This window comes from Pseudoalteromonas sp. MMG022 (genome assembly GCF_021654245.1).
Lineage (GTDB): Bacteria > Pseudomonadota > Gammaproteobacteria > Enterobacterales > Alteromonadaceae > Pseudoalteromonas > Pseudoalteromonas amylolytica.
This window is the reverse complement of the sequence record NZ_JAKFZQ010000004.1, coordinates 237,988-258,031: the sequence shown is the minus strand read 5'-3', so window position 1 is coordinate 258,031 and position 20,044 is coordinate 237,988. Positions and strand designations below refer to the sequence as shown.

The window sequence follows — 20,044 nt, the reverse complement described above, 5'->3', positions numbered from 1 at the left end:
AATTACCTTGAACTACCGCGAGCTTCGATATTTAATCACCCTGTAGTCACCCTTGATGATAGGGCAAAATATATTATAGAGGGTACTTGCCATGGCTGGCTTTAAGATCGAAAAACGTAACTTACCATCTGGCGATACGCAACAAATGCGCTTACGCTAGAATTCTAAGGGCGAGATTATACACAAAGCCAAGTCAACCTTCAGTAAAAGATTCTTGATATTCATAACACACAAGAGAAGCTAGCGCCTAAAGAAGGGGTTCAAAGCAATCGCTATTATAGCTATATTCAGAGAAAACCTTGTTAACACTTTGCCTTACCTTCAAGACACGATAAACTAGCACCACTTATCTTTTGGAGTTTAACTTTACGCGTGAAATCGCATTTAGGCCGCCGAGCTTTTTCAGCTATGGAGTTACATACTCTGTTCAATGGCTACATCTATGGTGACGAAAAGCAACCAAGAGAACAGCCAAAACATTGGCATTTCTGGCTTCCACTTATCGCCTATTACACTGGCGCTTATAGTGATGAAATTGGCAGTTTGACATTCAGCGATCTAACCACTCAAGAGTCTGTTACTGGTTTTAACTTTCATACCCATGGCAAACTTAAGCCCAGATTTATTCCCATACATACCGCTTTATGGCAGGCGGGCTTAGAGCAATATATTGGCTTTGTAAAATCGCATGGACACACTCGCTTGTTATTTGACTTGCCTTCTAAATCAGGCAGATATAGCGAAAAAGTCAGAATTTGGTTCTCAGGGGAAGGCGAACGTATGGGCTACTTACAAAAGTGTGGGCTACCAAACGTTGATCAACAAGGTCATAAAACGGCAATTAGCAGTCTTAGGTTAAACTTCGAACAACAAGTTAGGATAGCTGCTATTCAACGCGCAGAGAAACCTGTATTTCATTACCTTATGGGACTAAAAGATGACAACTTGCTTGAACAACCAAGTGCTATTTCACTGAAAAAGATAGTCGCCCCAATTCGAGTCATCAATAGTAATGTGCACTGGCAACGTTTTCTTGATAGACACAGCTAATACTTAAATAACAATAGCTTATCGACACTTCAACTATCTTACGTTTAAAACTCCATTAGAATGGCGCGCTCCCTATTGTTCAGGGCTGTTTAATAGTATGCAGCATGGCTATACGCTTACGTGCAGCTGAGGTTTATTACTAAAGGTGCTGAGGTTACAATCAGAATTTGTCACTGATTAAAGTTACGGAACCACACATTTTTCGCATAAAAAAACGCCACCCGTAGGTGGCGTTTCTAAACCTCTATGAACTAATCAAAATTAGTTAGTACCAGTTACTGGAACGCGGTTACACTGAAGCTGTACATCGCCAGCTAATGTGCTGTCACTTTGAACATTTTCAAAAGTAAATGCTTGTGATTGGCCACCATCACTAACTTTTGCACCACGGATCGTTGCACGTACTTTATAAGTAGCACCAGCTTCTAAGCCTGAAAGCTTAAATGATGAGTTACCTTCTGCTTGAGCTAATGAAGCCGCTTTACCGTCTTTTGCATAAGTTACAACTGAACCCGAAAGGTTTGCTGTTTTAGTATTATCATCAGCACAGAAGCCGTTCAATGTAACACTTTTATCAAACGTCTCTACAGCTGGAGCATTAAGAGTGATGTTAACGTCACCACAGATGCTCTCTTCACCGTTTTCAGTTACATACCAGTCGTTGCCTGCATAGTCATATAAACGTACTTTTGCAGTCGCATCCTTAGCGATACCGTAACGCGCTGCAGTAGCAGCTGGAACTACATTCTTAACTGCTTTACGAGTATAGCTACCGACAGAACCGTCTGATGAAGTTAGAGAGATTGCTAAACCACGCGCAGGGATGTCACCTGTGATATTCACAGTTACACCTTCTGAACACAATTCTACTTTTTTACCCAGTGAGAAGAATGTTAAGTGGTCAGTTTCAAATGACGCTGGGAAAGTACCATCAGTATTGGCTGCACCAACTGTTGCCTTAACAGTTTCTTGGCTCCAAACACCAGTTACTTCATCGTGTGAAGAAATATCTAATTCTTGACCCGCTGTTACGCCGCTATCAGCAGGTAAGTTAACAGACACGTTAATCGCGCTTGAGAACTTCTTGATTGCAGCACCTGTGTCATCGCTCATTGTGATGCTAGTAACACCTAGAGGTTGAATTACGTCAGTAGTAGAAGCGCTGTTTAAACCTTCAGGAATGATAGCACCTGCGCTGTCCGTTGATGAATCAGCAGCTACAACACTCATTGTTACATCTGTACCTGTGATGGCTTCACCATCTGCAGTTTGGAATACTGTGTTTGCCGGTACGGTAACAGTTGAACCTGCACCACCCTCAGCAGCTTCTGCTGTTACTTCTTCGGCAGTTGTACCATCTGCAACAGTTGCTTGTGCAGTTGCTACTTTAACACCTGTTGTTTCAGCTGATACAAGACCAAATTCTAATGGGATGTCATTTGCGCCTTCTTCAACTTCAGTAGACAAGTCTACGATAAAGCTTTTTGAGATGTATCCATCTGCTTTAACCACCGCAGTAACTTCACCAGAAGCACCTTCTTTTGATAAGAAATTAAAGTTACCTGTTTCATCAACTGTAACCATGCTCAGGTCTTCATCGTTTACATCGGTCAAATTAGTTGCGGCTTCGCCATCAACTAGGAATGACACAGTTGCACCCACTAAAACATCAGCGTTTGCTCTGTTTACAACGTTTACTGAGAACACTTTACTTGGTTGTTCAGTAACTAGCGTGTCAGGTACTACAACTTCAGTAGGAGTTTCTGTAGGCGGTTCTACTACAACGTTATTGTCGTTGTCGCTAAAACAACCCGTTAACGCAAATGACGCAGCGATAGACACTGCAAGAAGTGATTTTTTATTAGCAAGCATGATTAGTCCTTGTTCCATTTTTTTGCAAAGGCCACAACAACCTCCACAGAGTTTTGTAATCAAATATATACTATAGAAAATTCTATCGTATTTTCAAATTTTATAGTTAAGCAGTAATTTTACCACTGCACAAGACAAAACCAGCTTAAAATCTTAGAGTTAAACTTCAGCTGAACACTTAACTTGCATGAGTGGCCTATTTCCAGTTTCAAACCTTTTATTACTGATATATGTTTCTAAAACGATAGGCACTAGGTACCTTATTACGACAAACACGTAACTTAAGCTATATTACCCTTTTCCATTTCAGCGCTGCACTAAAAATCCCAGCGCTAACACCTACTTGTAATTACGCAGTAGGATACGGGTAGATGCTTTAATATACAAGTATTAGCCTTTAAAAAATATCTCAAAACATTGCTTTTCAGCTAGTTAGTAATATTAAAGTTGTATTACATCGCCGCAACTACCTAAATGGCATCTTGCTTAACGAAACATTAGGTAAGCTTCTCTCAACCTAGCCAAGTTTGCATAAATATAACTGCTAGACAACCTGCCTTGATTAAGCAACGTTCTGTTGATACTCACAGGCGTATCAAGTTGCAGTGCCTTACCAATCGCCAAGTTGTTATGCTCTTCACCAATTCTCGTACTTACAGTATGACGCCAGGCTTCATTCCCCTTAACTTGGCCATAAGGTGTTGCAGCCATATCCTTTCTTGGTGTTAATGGAATACTGAAAGCCACACCAACCATTTGAACGTCAGTATCTTGAGCAAAGACGGATACGTAACTATCGCCAAACCAAAAGCGCGTTTCTAATTTCACACCGCTATCTTCATAAAAAAAACGCCCAGCTGTTGCGTGAAAACTCACATCTTGTTCAACCCAGTTGTAACGATATGATAGCGTTTGATAATCGCGGTCAGCTTCGTAGTCTTCATACTCTAAATAGGCAATGTCAGCACTTAATTGATGACGACCATTGTCACTGAGCCATGACGTTTCGTTTTTGATACCTACATAATCATGAAACTCTTTGAAAAAGCCCACATGTGTTTGGTTGTAAATACCATAAGGTAATTCGAATGTTTGATATAATGTCGCCTGCGTTATACCACTTTGCTTTGCAAATGGACCAAATGGGCGGTGTGATTCAAAATCATCCGTTTTAGCTACTTCGGTTTCAGCCACCACACTCAGGCCACCACCATACCACATAGGTAAGTCAACGGCAGCTTGTATGGCTAGTGAAAAATCATATACACCTAACTCCGTAGCCAAGTTGGTGTCTAGCGATGGACCTAGGGTTAAACGTGGCTTAAAATAAGGACTATTAGTTTTCGGCATGCCCACCCAAGACACACTGCCTATAGGCTCCATTTCTCCGCGGCGAATGTCCATATCAGGCGTCGCACTGGTGTTAATGAACTCGCGATAATTATCGACTTGCCCCGTAACAGATAACATTGGCATGCCACGATTTAACAACTGCACACTGTATTTCGCCTCAGGCTCATCTATGTGCTCTGCTATCCGCCCTAACACAACGCCAATCGCATCTATATCATTGCGGTTAAATACATAGTTTTCAAAGCTTACAACAATATGAGGATCGCGGTTAAAACCTACACTAATAGCTTCAAAACCATCGTCTATCAGCGCATTCTTTAGCTCCCGAGCTTGTATGGTCAAAGATTTACTGAAGCTGTCACGTTCAGAAAGCTCTTGTTTAGCTTCTTCCAGTGTTTTTTGTGCCAACTCGCGTTGTTTTTGATAATGCGCTTTAAATGCAGCTTCACGCTTTAAGTGATTATCTAAGATAGGTGCAGGTGCCGCTTCGGTAGGATCATTAAGCTCAGCTTGAGTAAACAACGGCATGGTGAAGTTGATACCCCAGAATGTATCTTTTTGTGCATAATCAGTATTGCTGTAAAATTTGCTGGTAAGGGTTAGCGTACCTACATCATACAGCCATTGTTTTGGTACGGTAACACGAACTCCTGCATTTACTGCCTCAGCATCATGCTCTAACTGCAATGCAAACCAATCAAGCGGCTGCCACTCTATCCCAGCAAAAGCACCATCCATTTGCCCTGTTACTCTGTCACTTACGGCAAAGCCTGCAGAGAACCTAAAATCATTCCACTGCCTAGATCCAGCTAAATAATATGTCTCATATTGATTTGCTGCACCACCTATGTCCTTGGCCCCTACCGCAAGATTAAACCAATCTTTGGGCACAAACGGAACTTGATATTTTAAGTTAAATGATAAATCTCGAATTTGGTTATGCTCTTCAATTAAAATAAAATTGTCATGCATTGTGTTAGAAGCGATCATACCGCTCACTTCTAAGCCATCAAATAAGCCTGCTGAAAAAATGTAGTTGTGGCCATCAACATATTCTAGCCCAGATAGATCGAGCTGATTGTTGTAGCCAATATCAACATTCCCCTTAGTAAGCACCTCAGCAGTTGGTGTATTAATTAGACCTGTGTACCCTGCAAAAGCAGTGTAATTGTTCATTTGGGTATCTGCCAATGCAGGTATACTCGCAAGTACCACCCCACCAGCAAAAAGTGTAGTTATTTTTGACATGTGCGCAGACCGATTATTATTTTCAATTCTTGAATTAAATGTTGTGAAGCCTATCTTTAGCTCTACCATAGCTTCTTGTTATCGTATATGGAAGCATCTAAAAACCCAAGCTAATATCGTTCCAAAGAAGTTGAAACCTATCAATTTTTGGTAGATAACAGCTATAACAACATGTGTGTGTCAAGACCACAGGACAATTACAATATTAGCCATTACAACCTTATCCTAATATGCGATATAAACAAGAGTATTGATGCTATTGTGACTGAGTATCTTGTAGGTATTAAATATTTCTCAGGTTAACCACTTTATTGTCGGCTTGGCGCGACTCTTCCAGCACTAGACGCTTCTCATTCCATACCAAGTCACAAATGCCATCCGTCGGGTTAAACCCTGTAGGCGCCTCTAATAGTAGTTTACGAATAAGTTCATGATCAAAGTTATGACAGGCTGTATCCATCGCACTAATAAACGTCTCCAGCTCAGCCATAGGTAGTTTTGCTTCATTGGCAGTCATAATTCTTGGATGAGAAGTATCTTCAACATTGTCACCAATGAGTAATTCTTCATAAAGCTTTTCACCGGGCCTTAGGCCTGTACATTGTATCTCAATATCACCATGAGGGTTGGACTCCGATTTAACCTCTAGGCCAGATAGATGGACCATTTTGGTTGCTAAATCCTTAATCTTGACTGACTCCCCCATATCCAAAACAAATACGTCTCCACCTTTACCCATTGCCCCAGCTTGGATAACTAGCTGAGCAGCTTCGGGGATCGTCATAAAAAAGCGCGTAATATCTTTATGAGTTAAGGTAATCGGGCCACCTTCTTTAATTTGCTTCCGAAACAAAGGCACGACAGAACCACTTGAACCAAGCACATTACCAAAACGGACCATACAAAAACGAGTATTCTTTGCGGTCAATTTACTCTCGGCTAAGGCTTGCAGCACCAACTCAGCCATACGCTTAGTCGCGCCCATCACATTGGTAGGACGTACCGCTTTGTCTGTAGATATCAACACAAAGGTTTCTACACCTGCGTTAATCGCTGCTTTTGCAGCATAATATGTACCGAATACATTATTACGCACACCTTCAACAACGTTTTGTTCCACAAGCGGAACATGTTTATAGGCTGCAGCGTGATAGACTGTTTGTACACCAAAAGCTTTCATACAAGTTTCAATACGATTTATACGCTGAACCGACCCCATAACAGGCACTATTTCAACAGATATTCTTTTACTCAATGCAAGCTGATTCAGTTCTTTTTCAATGCTATATAGCCCAAACTCAGACACCTCAAAAAGCACCAACTTTTTGGGGCTATTTAAAATGATTTGCCGACATAGCTCTGAACCAATCGAACCACCAGCACCGGTTACCATAATCACTTTATCTTTGATATTTGCAGCCATCAGCTCTGCTCGTGGCGCTACTGGGTCTCTGCCCAATAAGTCTTCAATTTCAACTTCTTTTATCTCATTAAGCTGCGCTTTACCGTCAATAACATCTGCCATACCCGGCACTGTCATGACTTCAAGGGGCAGCTTCTCCAATTTAGTGAGTATTTCTTTGCGGCGAGAGCGAGGGACACTCGGCAACGCCAGTAGGACCTTACTCACTCGTTTCTTGTCAATCAAATTATAAATTTCATCGAAGGCAACAACGGGAATCCCTTGAATAATAGCGTTATGCTTGGTTTTGTCATCATCCAAGTAGGCCGTCACATAGTAGTCAGGTCCCGTTACAAGCGCAGTCGCAAGTTGGCGTCCTGCATCCCCCGCGCCATAAATAACAACAGGCGTTTTGGTAAATGAGGTTAAGCGCCAAATAAGCGCTCTAACTAAAATGCGCGAACCTCCGACTGAAAGTATCATCAGCCATGCATAAATAAATGGCATAGTGCGAGGAATCGCTGTTTGCGTAAAAAATGAAGAAAGAACAAGAACTACAGTACTTATAACCGTACCCAGTACAACTGCGCCTACCGCATTTGCTCCTACATAACGCAGCACTGCACGGTATAAACCAAGCTTAATAAATATCACTAAGCTAATAGGCAATAACGAGCTTAGAACAAGCCAGTTTTTGAAATTAGTCAATGGTGCTAGGCTGTCGAGTCTAACAATAAGCGCTAACCAAAAGGCAGACACGATAAAAACAGAATCTAATACTAGCGTGAGAAGTCGTTTTTGGCTACGAGAAGCGCCAAGTAAGGTGCGAAACCAACTATCCATTGTGTTCCCTTTTTTATTCCTATTCGAACTAAAACCACAGACGGACTAAAATATAGTACATATTGTAGTATACATAAAAGCATTTTTGGAGAGTGTGGAGATCATCTAGTTTACATGTTAGCACATTAAATTAGTTAGTGCTTACCCACCCTATCTCCTGAGCCACTACCAGTTACAGTCATCAATATATATTTGAAATAATTAACAACTGTTAAAGTATCAATCATTTTCCTATCTGTTGTCGCAAGTATTTCGGGGGTAGACATATCGATTTCATTCACCTGCGCAAGGCCTGTAATGCCGGGCCTAACCGAGTATATATCTTTAGCTTCTCTTGCATACGTGAGTTCTTTTTGATTGTAAAGACCTGGGCGCGGGCCTACCAAGCTCATTTCACCTTTTAGTACATTCCAAAGTTGCGGAAGCTCGTCCAACTTTGTTTTACGAAGAAAATGTCCAAATGGCGTAATAGAGGAAGAGCTAGCAAGGTGACTTGCAACGGAAGCAGTATCTACTTTCATTGTTCTAAACTTAACTAAAATAAATGGCTTTTTATTTCTACCTACACGCTCTTGAGTAAAGATTGGTGAGCCAGTATCAAATAAACCAATAACATATATCACAACTAAAAAAGGAAAGGTAACTAACAAACCAAATAAGGCGAATAAAAAATCGAGTAAGCGTATCATTTATGAATCCATTTATTTTATATATAAGTTATTTGAAGCAACGACGAATACCTTCGTCTAAAGTTATTGGTGGCACCCAATTTAAAGTTTTCTTTGTATGTTCAATATCAACCGTTAGTGATTTAGAAAGCCTCTCTACTTCAGATTTCTTACCAACCAAGCGTGCAAAAAACAGCAGCAATGATACGGGAAATGGAATTAATCTTGGTGTATTACCAGCGGAAGAGATCAACTCACTTAGAAATTCAGTTGTAGAAACATCCTGGTCATCACTTACATAAAAAATTGAGGCTGACGATTCCTGACACTCAACACATAAAATAATCAAATCAATTAAATTATCGACACTAACAAAGCTACGCTTATTATTTATAGAACCTAAAGGGAGTGGTAAATTCTTAGAGGCTATTCTCATAAGTGATGCAAAGTTACCTGGTGCCCCTTTACCATACACAAGAGGTGCACGAATAATAAATAGGTTTACATTATTTGCGTTACAAAGTTCCAGTAAGCTATCTTCTGCTTCTTTCTTTGTTTTCGTAGCAATGTCATTAGGTAAGATACCAGCCTCTGCCCAAGTTACATTCATTGAGCTGATATATATTATCCTTTTAACACCTGAAGCAATAGCATTCCTAGCAACATTTTCAGTCAAGTCAACATTTATGAACTTATACTCACTTTCTGTAAACACTCTGTGTGAAGCACCCACTAAGTGTATTAATGTTTCGCAACCAAAAAAATCCCATTCATTTTCTGGCTTCCTCAAATCCACCGTTCTAAAGTCTTCTGGAAGGTGACTACCTATAAAACCCGTTTTCCCAGTTACAGCTACTTGTTTTCCCATTAATTAACTTCTCAAGTTTTTATATATTACGCTAAGTATTTTTCTTGGCAATAACCTTAAAAAAACTCGGGGGAAAAGATATCTACAAAAATCAAAGAAGTTAAAATATAAAACCTCCTTACATTTTTTAGCAAAAGCAAACTCAAGCTTTAGATAATCAAACCCTTTTCGACGTCCGATAAGATCATTTCCAACTCTCACGTCAACGAAAACATCATGCACATTGGCCATATTTAAGTTTGCCATAATTAATTTAACCCAGAGGTAATAGTCTTCGTGAAATAATACAGACTCATAATTACCAACAGCTAGAATTGATTCTTTGCGCATGCATACCGTAACGTGATTCATCGGGTTTCTATTTTTCCCGTAACGAATTATTTCATCTTTAGATATAGGGACTTTTCTATAGCGCTTTAAATCCCCTGGTACAGAGTAAAATTCCTCTATGCTCGATCCAAAAACATCAACATCAGGATTTTCTGTGATAAACTTTAGAGTTTTTTCTATCCTAGTAGGTCTTGATATGTCATCACTATCCATTCTAATAATATATTTTTGAGAGCAATGTTTAATCCCCTCTCTTAAAGCTAATCCTAACCCAACATTACATTCCAGTTTAACAAGTACAAATTTAACATTCATGCTTGACAACTTACTACCAATAACTTCGATCTCTGAAAAGTAATTTTGGTTCAAAGGGCCATCGCATACTAAAACAAATTCTTCAGGTAAAATAGTTTGCTTTACTACACTTTCCACAGCATCTCTAAAGAAAACGATCTCATCATTCTTATAAACGCTCATTAAAACCGAAAACATGTTTCACTCCCCATGCTATAAAAGATGAAAACCAAGAAGCCACTGCTTTTAAAGAATACCTGTAAGCTCTTTTGTTAGTGTCCAAACTCGTTAGTAAAATTATGCTGTCTCACATTAAAAATGTTACTTTATCTATAATACTGAAAACAGCATTTGAACCTCGATGATAGTTAAATTCTTACTGTTCTATATTGGATTTTTTTGAAACTAAAGGCAAAAGTAAAGTAAAATAAAAAGACGTTCCAATTGTGTAACCATAAAGAGCAGGGGTAAAAAATCCAACAATAAAAAATGCACTTAACAACCCCATTAACCTCCGATCGTAAGCGTAGTATTTTTTAACTGCACTAAAAGTTAAAGAAAGCAAAAAAGCCAAACCTATGATACCAATTTCAGCTAACACCTGAATGAAAAAGCTCTCTGTTGAGCCATAGAGCAACTGATAGTTTAATAGGCTCTGAGCGCCTCGAGAAAAAACGCCTACCCCATGTCCAAAAATGACTTCTGGGAATTGAATTGCATACTTAAATGAATCTGACCATATAATGAAAGCAGAATATGACTCTATATTCTCTAAAATATTGATCATTTCAAACACCCGGCCTAAATGCTCTTTAAAAAAAAGCAAGATAGTAAAAAATAAAACCACACTAAAAAACAGCTTTATTATTTTTCTTGGTGACAAATAAGAAAATAAAATGTAGAAGAACATAAAAACAAAGAACACTTTACTTACCGTCAACACACCAGCAAAGAAAAGAAGACCTCTTGTAAAATATTTTAAGCTTTGCCTCCTCCAGTCATAACTAAAGCTCAAGCAAAGGCAAAAAGATAAAAAAAGCGCCAAGGATTGTGGAGATGATATAAATGAAACGGCTCGAACATTTACGTTTTCATTTGCTAAAATCTGCTCATTGGTATAAACACCGTGGCTCACTAAGCCAAATAGATCTAGAGAAATAGTTGACTGGATAATAGCACCAACAGCATTTACCCCTCCTATTATAAGGAAAAGCCTTGCAAACTTTTGAATATTATCCTCCATATTTCTATAGCTAAGCAAAACAAGCCAAAAGACTACAAGAAAAACCAAATTGGTAAGACCAATAAACCCACCAAAATAGCTGCCATATTCAGAACTCAATGGGGTGATAAGAAACGCCAGAAAACAATAAACTATATAAAAGAAGACTGTTTTTCTATGACCATAAACTTGCCTTCTAAAAATTAAAAATATAAATGCAGGTAGCAGTACAATAGTAGAAACAACTACTAAATCTGCTACCACACTCCCAAAAACCACACCTATTGTTGATCTAAAGTAAATAAGCGTGATAATTAATATGCCAAGGTGAGTAAGCTTTTTCTCTAGTGATGTTTCCATATATTACTCTACAGGAAAAAAATAATCTCGTTGTAGGCCTTTCCCTACTCCCATTCCATTTAACCTATTCATGCTAAACACTCGGAACTTAGCTCTAGCTCTATAACTAAAATTAATTATTTCAGAATATATATCCGATTTAATTTCTTTCTCATATAGATGACTCGAGTGGATATCATATAGCCAAGATGAGATCGAGTGGATGATTTTCCCAACGTCAGAAACATCACCGCCCTCGCTATTGAGGACCATTTCAAAACCTTCAGGCTCACTAATATTTATGACCAACTTATTCCAAAATGTGTCTAGCCAATCAGGCCTTTCAAACGGGGTAAACAGGAACCCTTTTTTACCAACTTTCTGGGCATCCCATACGGACGTACTCCATGAGCTGCCAACAACCTGAGAGATTGCAATCCACTCTTTAATTGTGTATTTCTTTGTCAGCACCATATTCACAGGGATTGTTAGTCCGTTAGCGCTAAATTTCTCAACATATTGCTCTACTGAAATTGACGGGTGGGGTCGAACAACAAATGTGCTCTTAGGGTATAAAGCGCACAGTTTAGTTATGAAATATGTAAATGCGTTCAAACAACGTAACGCGTAGTCCCTATACTCGTATGCGACCTCAGAGCCATATCCCATTGCGATTTTGGCCTTAATCTTGTCATCACTAAAAAATGCCCAGCCATAGTTCATTGGAAAAAAATACAGCTCAGAGCTTTTGTCAATTCCAAACTCAGTACGTAATTTATCGTCATACAATGATGAGTTATATAAATCTTCCATCAGTAATTCATGTAAGGGGTTCCCTATCACACGTATGTTATCACTTTTAGAACCACTATCCTTGAGAAACTCTTTAAAGTTATCTTCCCATGCTAAGTGATAAAAATGCTCCTGGATGAACCGCGACTTGGGCTTTTTAAAGTCTTGATTAGACTTACTTAAAAGTTGCTCCCAATTTAGGCTGATAAAGTTACACTTTTTAAACTTTCGCTGTTTAAAAGCCCTAATAGGCCAGGTTGCGTCATCAATGGCATAAGGAAACACAATATTTCTTGCATTAAATTGATTAAACAAGTGAGCATGAAATTCCGTAGACAATATGATGCAACTACACCCTTTCATCTCCAACTCACTTTTCAATCGTTTAACAGAAGACATTTCTCGGTCTTCATGCTCAACCAAAAAAAGAAAATCAACCTGAATCACAGAGGTAACCTCACTTTATTTCTTTCCACCAAAAACTTCAGATATTCAAAATCTTCTTCCGAGTCTATATTCACAAAGCGTTTAACCACATAAGGAACTGTTTTGTTCGAGAAAAAAGATTTTTCATTAAGTAGGTGTTCTTTTTTTGTTACGTAGATAGCTCCCGTAAGTGCGTATGCCTCTTGCAAGCTTTGTCGATTAACTTCTGATGTTGTTCCATCAATAAATGCCTGCAAGGCACCATTAACTATTTTTTTCATTTTAAAAGGGTGAGGATCATCCACCCGAGCAACCGATACGACCGACTCCCCCGTCATATTAGCAATAGACAGACATTCATCAATTTCTTTTCCCGTCCTTAGTGGGGAGGTAGGTTGGAGTAACACAATATTTTCGACATTAGCAAACTGTTCATGACAAAGTAAATTGGTCACAACATCTACAGTTTTTGAATCATCTCCAGACAACGATTCGGATCTAAGCCCAAAACTTTCTGCTCCCGCATCAACGGCAATTTTTTCGTACGATGCTGAATCTGTTGAAATAACAACCCGTTCTATATTTTTGGCAGACATCGCACTGGCAATAGCGTATTCGATGAGAGTCTTTCCATTGAGACACGCAATATTTTTATCTCGGAATCCTTTGGAACCAGACCTTGCTGGTATAATTGCAATATTCATAATCAATACGTAAGTGGTTTTAATAAGTTAGGTTTTAACGAAGGAATAATCTCTGCAATTCTTTTTCCCGCATCACCATTACCGAAAACTCTCCCTTGAGGATATTTTCCATGTTCTATCTGCTTATTTAAACCATTAAAAATAGCCTCCTCATCATATCCTGTGAAAATTACATTATTGCCACATTCTCTTAAATTTTGCCTGTCCCCAACAACTACAGCCGGAACCCCCAAAAATTCTCCTTCACGCAGAAAAGAAGATGAGTTACCAACAGCACATGTCGCGTTATTTAATACACGGATGAAGTCTTCTGCGGAGAAATTTTTATAGAAGTGAAAGTTATCCGACATATGATTTTCTCGAAAAGTTCTTATCCCTTTTGCGACATCTTCGCCTCCTGCATCTGCATTTGGCCAAAGTACAACCTTTTGGATATGCTCGATCCGATGTAAAGCATTTAGAGTATTCTCTACTTGAGTAAACCCTTCACCGTAGCTGGTTGTTACGGGATGTTGAATCATAAGAATATATGGCTTATTCCAGTCGACCTCTGAACCTACTCCGCCATATTTTTTCATATGTTCATTCGAGATAGATTTATCACAGTTTGCAATAACATCCATTGCAGGGCATCCAAAATTAAAAACAGAAGATTCCTTCTCCCCCATTTTAATTACTCGTTCTCTACTTTTTTCAGTTGCTACGAAATGGAAATCCGCTAATTTGGTGATTGCATGTCTAACTCTGTCATCAATGTTCCCGCTAACTTCACCTCCTTGCAGGTGAATTAGAGGAATATTCATGTATGTTGCTGAGATCGCCGTCGCCATAGTTTCATACCTATCGGCGATAGTTACAACATAATCAGGTGCCAATTCATCAAATGCGGTTGCTAATTCTATCACTCCCATTCCCGTTGATTTAGCTTGAGTAATTAATGTTTCACCTTCCACTGTGTAGTAAATTGCTTTATTTGGTTCAAAGCCGTCTTGTTTCATGACATTAATAGCTTTGCCAAAGCGCTCTAAAAGCAAAGATGCACCAACTAATATTTGTAACTCAATTTCAGTGTGCTCTTGCAACGCTTTTAACAAAAACTTGACTCGACCATAATTAGCGCGGCTTGCAACTACAACGCACACCTTTATCTTTTTCATATCACGTCATCCTCCGTTAAAAATGCCCATTGATTCATATTTTTATTCAATCTCTTTCCTAGCACGGTTTTAAAATCTGACGCTGAAATTCCATACCCTGCCGGTTTTTTGGTTTCCAAATCATCAATAGTGAGTACATGCCCCTCAGGTAAAGCTTTTCTAACCGCCAGAGATTTGCCAAACATTTTTTTAAGTTCTTGTTTTTCTGAAACATCATTTTTATCAATTGGATTTGACAACATTTTAGAAATATCACGCACCCCATGCATGAGCATTTCAAACTCATCAATTGTCAATGACGAAGTCGAGTCTGGACCAAACATTCTTTTGTCAAAAACCACATGTGCTTCAAGCATAGAAGCACCTAAGCTAACGGCAGCCAGAGCTGGAAAAATTGTGCCAGAGTGGTCAGATAGACCAACGTCAACCCCGTAACGTTGCTTCATCTCGCTAATAACATTTAAACCAACATCCTCTGGCTGAGTAGGGTACCGCGTGGTACATTGCAAAAGCGTCAATTTATTTCCATGTTCTTGGACAAAGCTAACAGCTCTATCTAACTCATTGAAACAACTCATACCACTAGACAAAATGATGTCTTTACCCGTTTTACAAACTTTTTCTAACATGAGCATATTTGATATTTCACCAGAACCAAATTTATACTTCTGAACACCAAGCTCTTCTAGTAATTCTACAGCACTGATAGAAAAAGGGCTGCTAACAAATTCAAGCCCAACATCATCACAATGCTGTTTTATTCCCTTCCACTGCTCTTTGGTGAAAGACATTCGTGCCCAATAATCTTGCCTTGTCTTGTCAACGTAAGAAAAATTCACCCTAAATTTTTCAAATTTACTGCTTTCAGCTTCAGCAATATGCGTTTGAAACTTAATTGCATCTACGCCTGTTTCAGCAACGGCATCGATATATGAGTGCAATATCCCTAAACTGCCATCGTGAGCTTGTCCGACTTCTGCAATTGTAAAAACCTTATTCATTTATATAACCTTAAAGAGTCAAAGCTCTCCCTTACATGAAACAAATTAAATTTATAGACTATAGAAACTGCCGCCAAACATTGCGCAATGCTTGTCATAAGAACAATTATAAACCCGGCATCTAACACAAATAGTACTGGCAGGTTGAATAATAAAATCACGCATGTCATCAATAGCAAGGATCCGAAACGAAAGTTAATCACTTCAACCTTTTTTGACTCAAAAAGCGATAGTAAAAAATTAATAAGAAAAACGCCGAAGACCGCAATGGCTGCACCGACAAACCCAAATTTTGAGACAAATACATAGTTTACAACGAGTGATAATACACCAGTCACAAGCGTCACTTTGGGAACTATCATAGTTTTTTTATAGAAAAATATAGGAGCCATACAAAAACAATACAACCCTCGAAATAGATATGCCATTGACATGATTAAAATGACGACAAGTAAATCTTTATACTCACGCCCCATAAACTCAACCATGAAAGACTGTGCAACAGCAGCAAAATTGACTATTAGTAAGTTAACAAAAAAAAACCAAACAGGTAGAGCTTTTTCGAAAAACTCAGCCCCCCCCTTATTTTTAGCCACAGAACTTTTATTATAAATTGGCATAAAAATATTATTAATAGAATTAACTATAGCTTTTATAATTTGAGTAAATTTATCAACAACAAAAAACAACCCAACCATTGAAAGAGTTAAAAAACTTTCAATAAAAAAGGTCGTACTATACATAAACAAAACGCCACCAACAGAATGAAAAATCAAAGGAAATGAATACTTTACTGCCATATCTGCATAGTTGAAATTAAAAGAATTCACCAAGTAATGCCGGCAGTATCTTAATGAAAATAACACCATAGCGGAGTAATAGACTACGCTTGATATCAGAAACCCCATATAAGACATGCCGAAATACAAGATCAAAACAACACCGACAAAAACAGATAAACCTTGCGCAACTATACTTCTCACTAAAATTAGGGAACCTTTCTGTTCATTGATCAACAGACGCTCAAAAACCGTATTTAAGATAGACAAAAAAATGAGAAACACACCAATGTATAATACTTGAGTGCTAATACCATTAAATATACTAGAAAAGAAACCTTGGCTAATTAAAAAAGCATAAATAAAACAGAAAAAGGATGAGCAACCAAGTGTTAAAAAAATCACAGTTGAAGTAAAAGACTTTAGTTCCTCTGCTTCATAATCAAAAAAGTACCTAGAAACGGCACTGGAAAACTGAAATCCTGTCCAAGATGTTGCTATGATCACTCCCGACATCATAAGTCCAATAATTCCAAATTGTTCTGCGGATATATACTCACTATATAAAGGTAAAGTAATAAAGTTAATAAAATACGGGAGTAAACCAACGACAGAAAAACTCAATAGGTTTTTTATCATTTTCATTCACTAATCCTAGTCAGTTAATTGCGAAGCAATATAATTCTATATTGAGCATTTTTGGTCTTAGTAGAAAACTAGATTCAGAAAACACTTCCTATAATTATCTAAGTGTTGAATTATTGAATGCTTGAAAAATTCTCACTGAAGATTTGCCATCAAACTCTCCCAGCTGCTCTATACTCTCGAAGTTACAACGTCTGCTTTGTTTAGGGCCAGTTAAGAGTTTGATTATTTCTTCATTACTTTTACAAACAGGAATATCAAACTCTCTCAAAAAATCTTGATAATTTAAGTTAGGGTGATCAACTATCACACATTCAACATGACACATAAGCGCCCAGCACATCGTTGAAGTATATGTACCCATAAAGATATCCGCGATAGCTATTATGTTCGTCAAAGAACAATCTATTATTTTAATGTTCGGGGAGCACTCATTAATCCAGTGATAATCATCCCTATCTGATTTTGGGTGAAGAGAAACGAAAATTGAATAATTTAAAACTGCTAATTTATCAAACAAATCTTTAAAAATTTCAATATGTTCCTCCTTTCCCATTAACCTATGTTCAAAGTATTGTGGTAAAGAGATTATCAGAATTGGTCTGTCTATACTGAAGTTTGCATTGTTCAGCAACGTTTTCTTTATACTTGCTTTATTGTTGTAGCAATGAAGTACTTCATCTTGCGCAGCAGTTCCTGTAACTTGATATTTAGTGTCTACACCACCATATGATACAAGTCTGCTTTTTTCCCTTTTACTATCCAATAAAACACTGTCTGCAACGCCTCCACCCAACACCCATGGATTCTCTGGATGAATGCCAAGCTCATGTAACATTAGGCTTTCAAATGGGCGATAAAACCCTTTGTCACCGTAAATAGCACAACGTTTAATATTTTGGGGCACCTGGCTATACTTAGCGTGATAGATCTTCATTGTTCTTAATTTGTAACTAGATTCATAAGTCGCAGAATACGCAAAAGCCGGAATGATTATTTTCACACCAAGCTTTTTTGCCGCATAGCATGCTGCCGCTTCTATACCTGAAGAGCGATCACTCGAAATCACTAAATCAGTGATATTCTCAGCAACCATTAAGCTTGTTAATTTTTCTGCATTATCAAGTACCCTATGCTTTGCTTTATTCGCTAAACGTGACAAAAGCAGATCACTTTGCAAATAGCAACCTAACGCCGTATTATCAAAAAAATACTTGAGTAAATTAGCCACCCATCTATTTTTATTAGTGGTATTCAAAGGATGAGAAACATCATTAATGACATGCCAATGTGTATTTAACAATTCCACTAATTTTTTACTGTGATAAGTGATATAAAAAATGGGGTTAAGCTCTCCATGCAACCGTTTAAATAGCCTCACATACTCAACCAAGGATGCATCATGGCTAGGAATCACTAACACATTTTTTTTATTCATAAAACATGTACCAAATTCAAAACAAAAGTTTTCAACATCATTCTTAGGCAGTCCATTCTAGGTCTAATTGATTTCTGAATCAGTATAAAGCCGCAGTTCTGTTTTAATAACTCGTCATTTAATAAAGCGTGTCTAACAAATTAAGCTCTTACATCATAAGCTGAAGCCATCGTCAACGACGATATTTTGCCCCGTCACATATTTAGCATCATCGGAGATTAAAAATAAAACCCCGCCAGTAATTTGCTCTACGTCCAACATACCAGCTCCACAAGTTTGAGCTTTATAAGCATTTAAAAAGTTGTCAGGCTGTTTATCAAAGATCCCTCCAGGACTCACGCAGTTGCTTCTAAAGCGACTGTCTTTTATATATGAAACAAAATATTTGCTGAGGTGTAATATCGCAGACTTTATCGCGGCATATTCGACTGGCATGGTCATTGAGGTATTTGCATAAACCTCAAATTTGGGGGCAATCAAGCCATAAACGGAAGAAATATTTACTACAGAAAGTGGAGATTTATGCTTCTGGAAGTATATTGCACTTTGTTGCATGACAAGAAAAGCGCTGCCCAAGTGTAATGATAAGTTGTCATTAAACCCAGATAAAGTGACATCTAGTACGTTCTTACCATACTCACTATTACGTGGGTATGTTGCATTCACAATTCCATCAAGCTTGATATCACTGGCGAATAGCTCATTAACTTGCTTTTCATTCGTAACGTCTAAACTTATTAAACTTAACTTGGCGCTCTCCTTAAGTCTCCATTGCTTTTCTAGCCGCTCCGCCATTTTGCCAACATCGATATCTGCGGCTATAACACTAGCCCCTTTCTTTAGCGCAGCAGAGATTATGGCACCTCCCAACAATCCACCGCCACCTAGTACTAATATAAATTTATGTTCTAAGTTATAAGACATTTGCTTCCCCTCGCAAGATGCATTCCGCTAATAAAAAGTCATAGATATCATCTATATCAACAGCTCTTTCTCTAGGAACTGTTACAGATGTAACATTGCCGTCAAAAATACCCGTATTTTCTTTTATAAAATCAGGTCTTGCGACATAAACGACGGTCGTAATATCAAAAACTTCAGGGGCATCTTGCCTTCTCGCGATATTCCTTGATGGCTTGTTCACAAGCTCAACGAACCCTTCTTGGTTATTTTTTACCATGTTAAAAAATGGGCTTCGATTAGCTGGAGTTACCGAGATACAAATGTCTGCAGGTGTATCGTTAAGTTTAGCAATTGCTCTTTCAACATCATCAACAGCTCTCAAAGGGCTAGTTGCAGGCAAACTTACTAGCGTATCAATCCTGCCATACCGTTCCGTAACCCAGTCAATGGCATGCCTCCAAGATAGCCATTCAGGGCTACTATCAGAAGCAAGCTCACTTGGCCTCTCAATAACTTCGGCGCCTGCAGACAAAGCAACTGCTGCAATAGCTTCGTCATCGGTAGAGACGAAAACACGATCAATAGAAGGCGCAGAAAGAGCCGTATCTATAGAATATTTTAATAATGGTTTACCTAATAATGGTCGAATATTTTTTCCCGGTAATCCTTTCGAACCACCTCGAGCAAAGATAAATGCATAGTTTTTCATT

General features: G+C 38.3%; 16 protein-coding genes. 1 reads left to right on the top strand and 15 read right to left on the bottom strand.

The window, feature by feature from the left end:
* Nucleotides 1-372: 372 nt before the first annotated feature.
* Nucleotides 373-1,050 carry a hypothetical protein gene (locus L1070_RS05575; protein WP_237124788.1) on the top strand — a complete coding sequence of 226 codons (678 nt, stop codon included), beginning with the start codon at nt 373-375 and terminating at the stop codon, nt 1,048-1,050.
* Between the two features lie 261 nt (nt 1,051-1,311).
* Here L1070_RS05575 and L1070_RS05570 read toward each other — a convergent pair whose 3' ends face one another.
* The 15 genes from L1070_RS05570 to L1070_RS05500 form a co-directional block, all read right to left on the bottom strand.
* Nucleotides 1,312-2,922: a hypothetical protein gene (locus L1070_RS05570; protein WP_237124787.1), complete on the bottom strand. Its 1,611-nt coding sequence runs from the start codon at nt 2,920-2,922 to the stop codon at nt 1,312-1,314.
* Nucleotides 2,923-3,408: 486 nt separating this feature from the next.
* Nucleotides 3,409-5,523: a YjbH domain-containing protein gene (locus L1070_RS05565; protein ID WP_237124786.1), complete on the bottom strand. Its 2,115-nt coding sequence runs from the start codon at nt 5,521-5,523 to the stop codon at nt 3,409-3,411.
* Between the two features lie 283 nt (nt 5,524-5,806).
* Complete coding sequence (locus L1070_RS05560) at nt 5,807-7,768, bottom strand: nucleoside-diphosphate sugar epimerase/dehydratase (protein WP_237124785.1); 1,962 nt, start codon at nt 7,766-7,768, stop codon at nt 5,807-5,809.
* Nucleotides 7,769-7,902: 134 nt separating this feature from the next.
* Nucleotides 7,903-8,457: a sugar transferase gene (locus L1070_RS05555; RefSeq protein ID WP_237124784.1), complete on the bottom strand. Its 555-nt coding sequence runs from the start codon at nt 8,455-8,457 to the stop codon at nt 7,903-7,905.
* A 28-nt stretch (nt 8,458-8,485) separates the two neighbouring features.
* Nucleotides 8,486-9,304, bottom strand: coding sequence for an NAD-dependent epimerase/dehydratase family protein (locus L1070_RS05550; RefSeq protein WP_237124783.1), 819 nt, complete (start codon nt 9,302-9,304; stop codon nt 8,486-8,488).
* A 3-nt stretch (nt 9,305-9,307) separates the two neighbouring features.
* The gene (locus tag L1070_RS05545) at nt 9,308-10,126 is read right to left on the bottom strand and encodes a glycosyltransferase (protein WP_237124782.1); all 819 of its coding nucleotides are present in this window, start codon (nt 10,124-10,126) and stop codon (nt 9,308-9,310) included.
* Nucleotides 10,127-10,304: 178 nt separating this feature from the next.
* Nucleotides 10,305-11,510 (bottom strand): O-antigen ligase family protein, encoded by a 1,206-nt coding sequence (locus tag L1070_RS05540; protein WP_237124781.1) that lies wholly within the window; start codon nt 11,508-11,510, stop codon nt 10,305-10,307.
* A gap of 3 nt (nt 11,511-11,513) precedes the next feature.
* The gene (locus L1070_RS05535) at nt 11,514-12,728 is read right to left on the bottom strand and encodes a hypothetical protein (protein WP_237124780.1); all 1,215 of its coding nucleotides are present in this window, start codon (nt 12,726-12,728) and stop codon (nt 11,514-11,516) included.
* Nucleotides 12,725-13,411 carry an acylneuraminate cytidylyltransferase family protein gene (locus L1070_RS05530; protein WP_237124779.1) on the bottom strand — a complete coding sequence of 229 codons (687 nt, stop codon included), beginning with the start codon at nt 13,409-13,411 and terminating at the stop codon, nt 12,725-12,727. Before L1070_RS05530 ends, L1070_RS05535 begins: the two co-directional genes overlap by 4 nt.
* A gap of 2 nt (nt 13,412-13,413) precedes the next feature.
* The gene (gene neuC / locus L1070_RS05525; RefSeq protein WP_237124778.1) at nt 13,414-14,568 is read right to left on the bottom strand and encodes a UDP-N-acetylglucosamine 2-epimerase; all 1,155 of its coding nucleotides are present in this window, start codon (nt 14,566-14,568) and stop codon (nt 13,414-13,416) included.
* Nucleotides 14,565-15,569 carry an N-acetylneuraminate synthase family protein gene (locus L1070_RS05520; protein ID WP_237124777.1) on the bottom strand — a complete coding sequence of 335 codons (1,005 nt, stop codon included), beginning with the start codon at nt 15,567-15,569 and terminating at the stop codon, nt 14,565-14,567. The genes neuC and L1070_RS05520 overlap by 4 nt, the downstream gene beginning before the upstream one ends.
* A complete protein-coding gene (locus L1070_RS05515; RefSeq protein WP_237124776.1) occupies nt 15,566-16,993 on the bottom strand; it encodes an oligosaccharide flippase family protein in 1,428 nt (475 codons plus the stop codon). The genes L1070_RS05520 and L1070_RS05515 overlap by 4 nt, the downstream gene beginning before the upstream one ends.
* 97 nt (nt 16,994-17,090) lie before the next feature.
* A complete protein-coding gene (locus L1070_RS05510; protein ID WP_237124775.1) occupies nt 17,091-18,431 on the bottom strand; it encodes a polysialyltransferase family glycosyltransferase in 1,341 nt (446 codons plus the stop codon).
* A 153-nt stretch (nt 18,432-18,584) separates the two neighbouring features.
* Nucleotides 18,585-19,355 carry an oxidoreductase gene (locus tag L1070_RS05505; protein ID WP_237124774.1) on the bottom strand — a complete coding sequence of 257 codons (771 nt, stop codon included), beginning with the start codon at nt 19,353-19,355 and terminating at the stop codon, nt 18,585-18,587.
* Nucleotides 19,345-20,043 carry an acylneuraminate cytidylyltransferase family protein gene (locus L1070_RS05500; protein WP_237124773.1) on the bottom strand — a complete coding sequence of 233 codons (699 nt, stop codon included), beginning with the start codon at nt 20,041-20,043 and terminating at the stop codon, nt 19,345-19,347. Before L1070_RS05500 ends, L1070_RS05505 begins: the two co-directional genes overlap by 11 nt.
* Between the last annotated feature and the right edge of the window lies 1 nt (nt 20,044).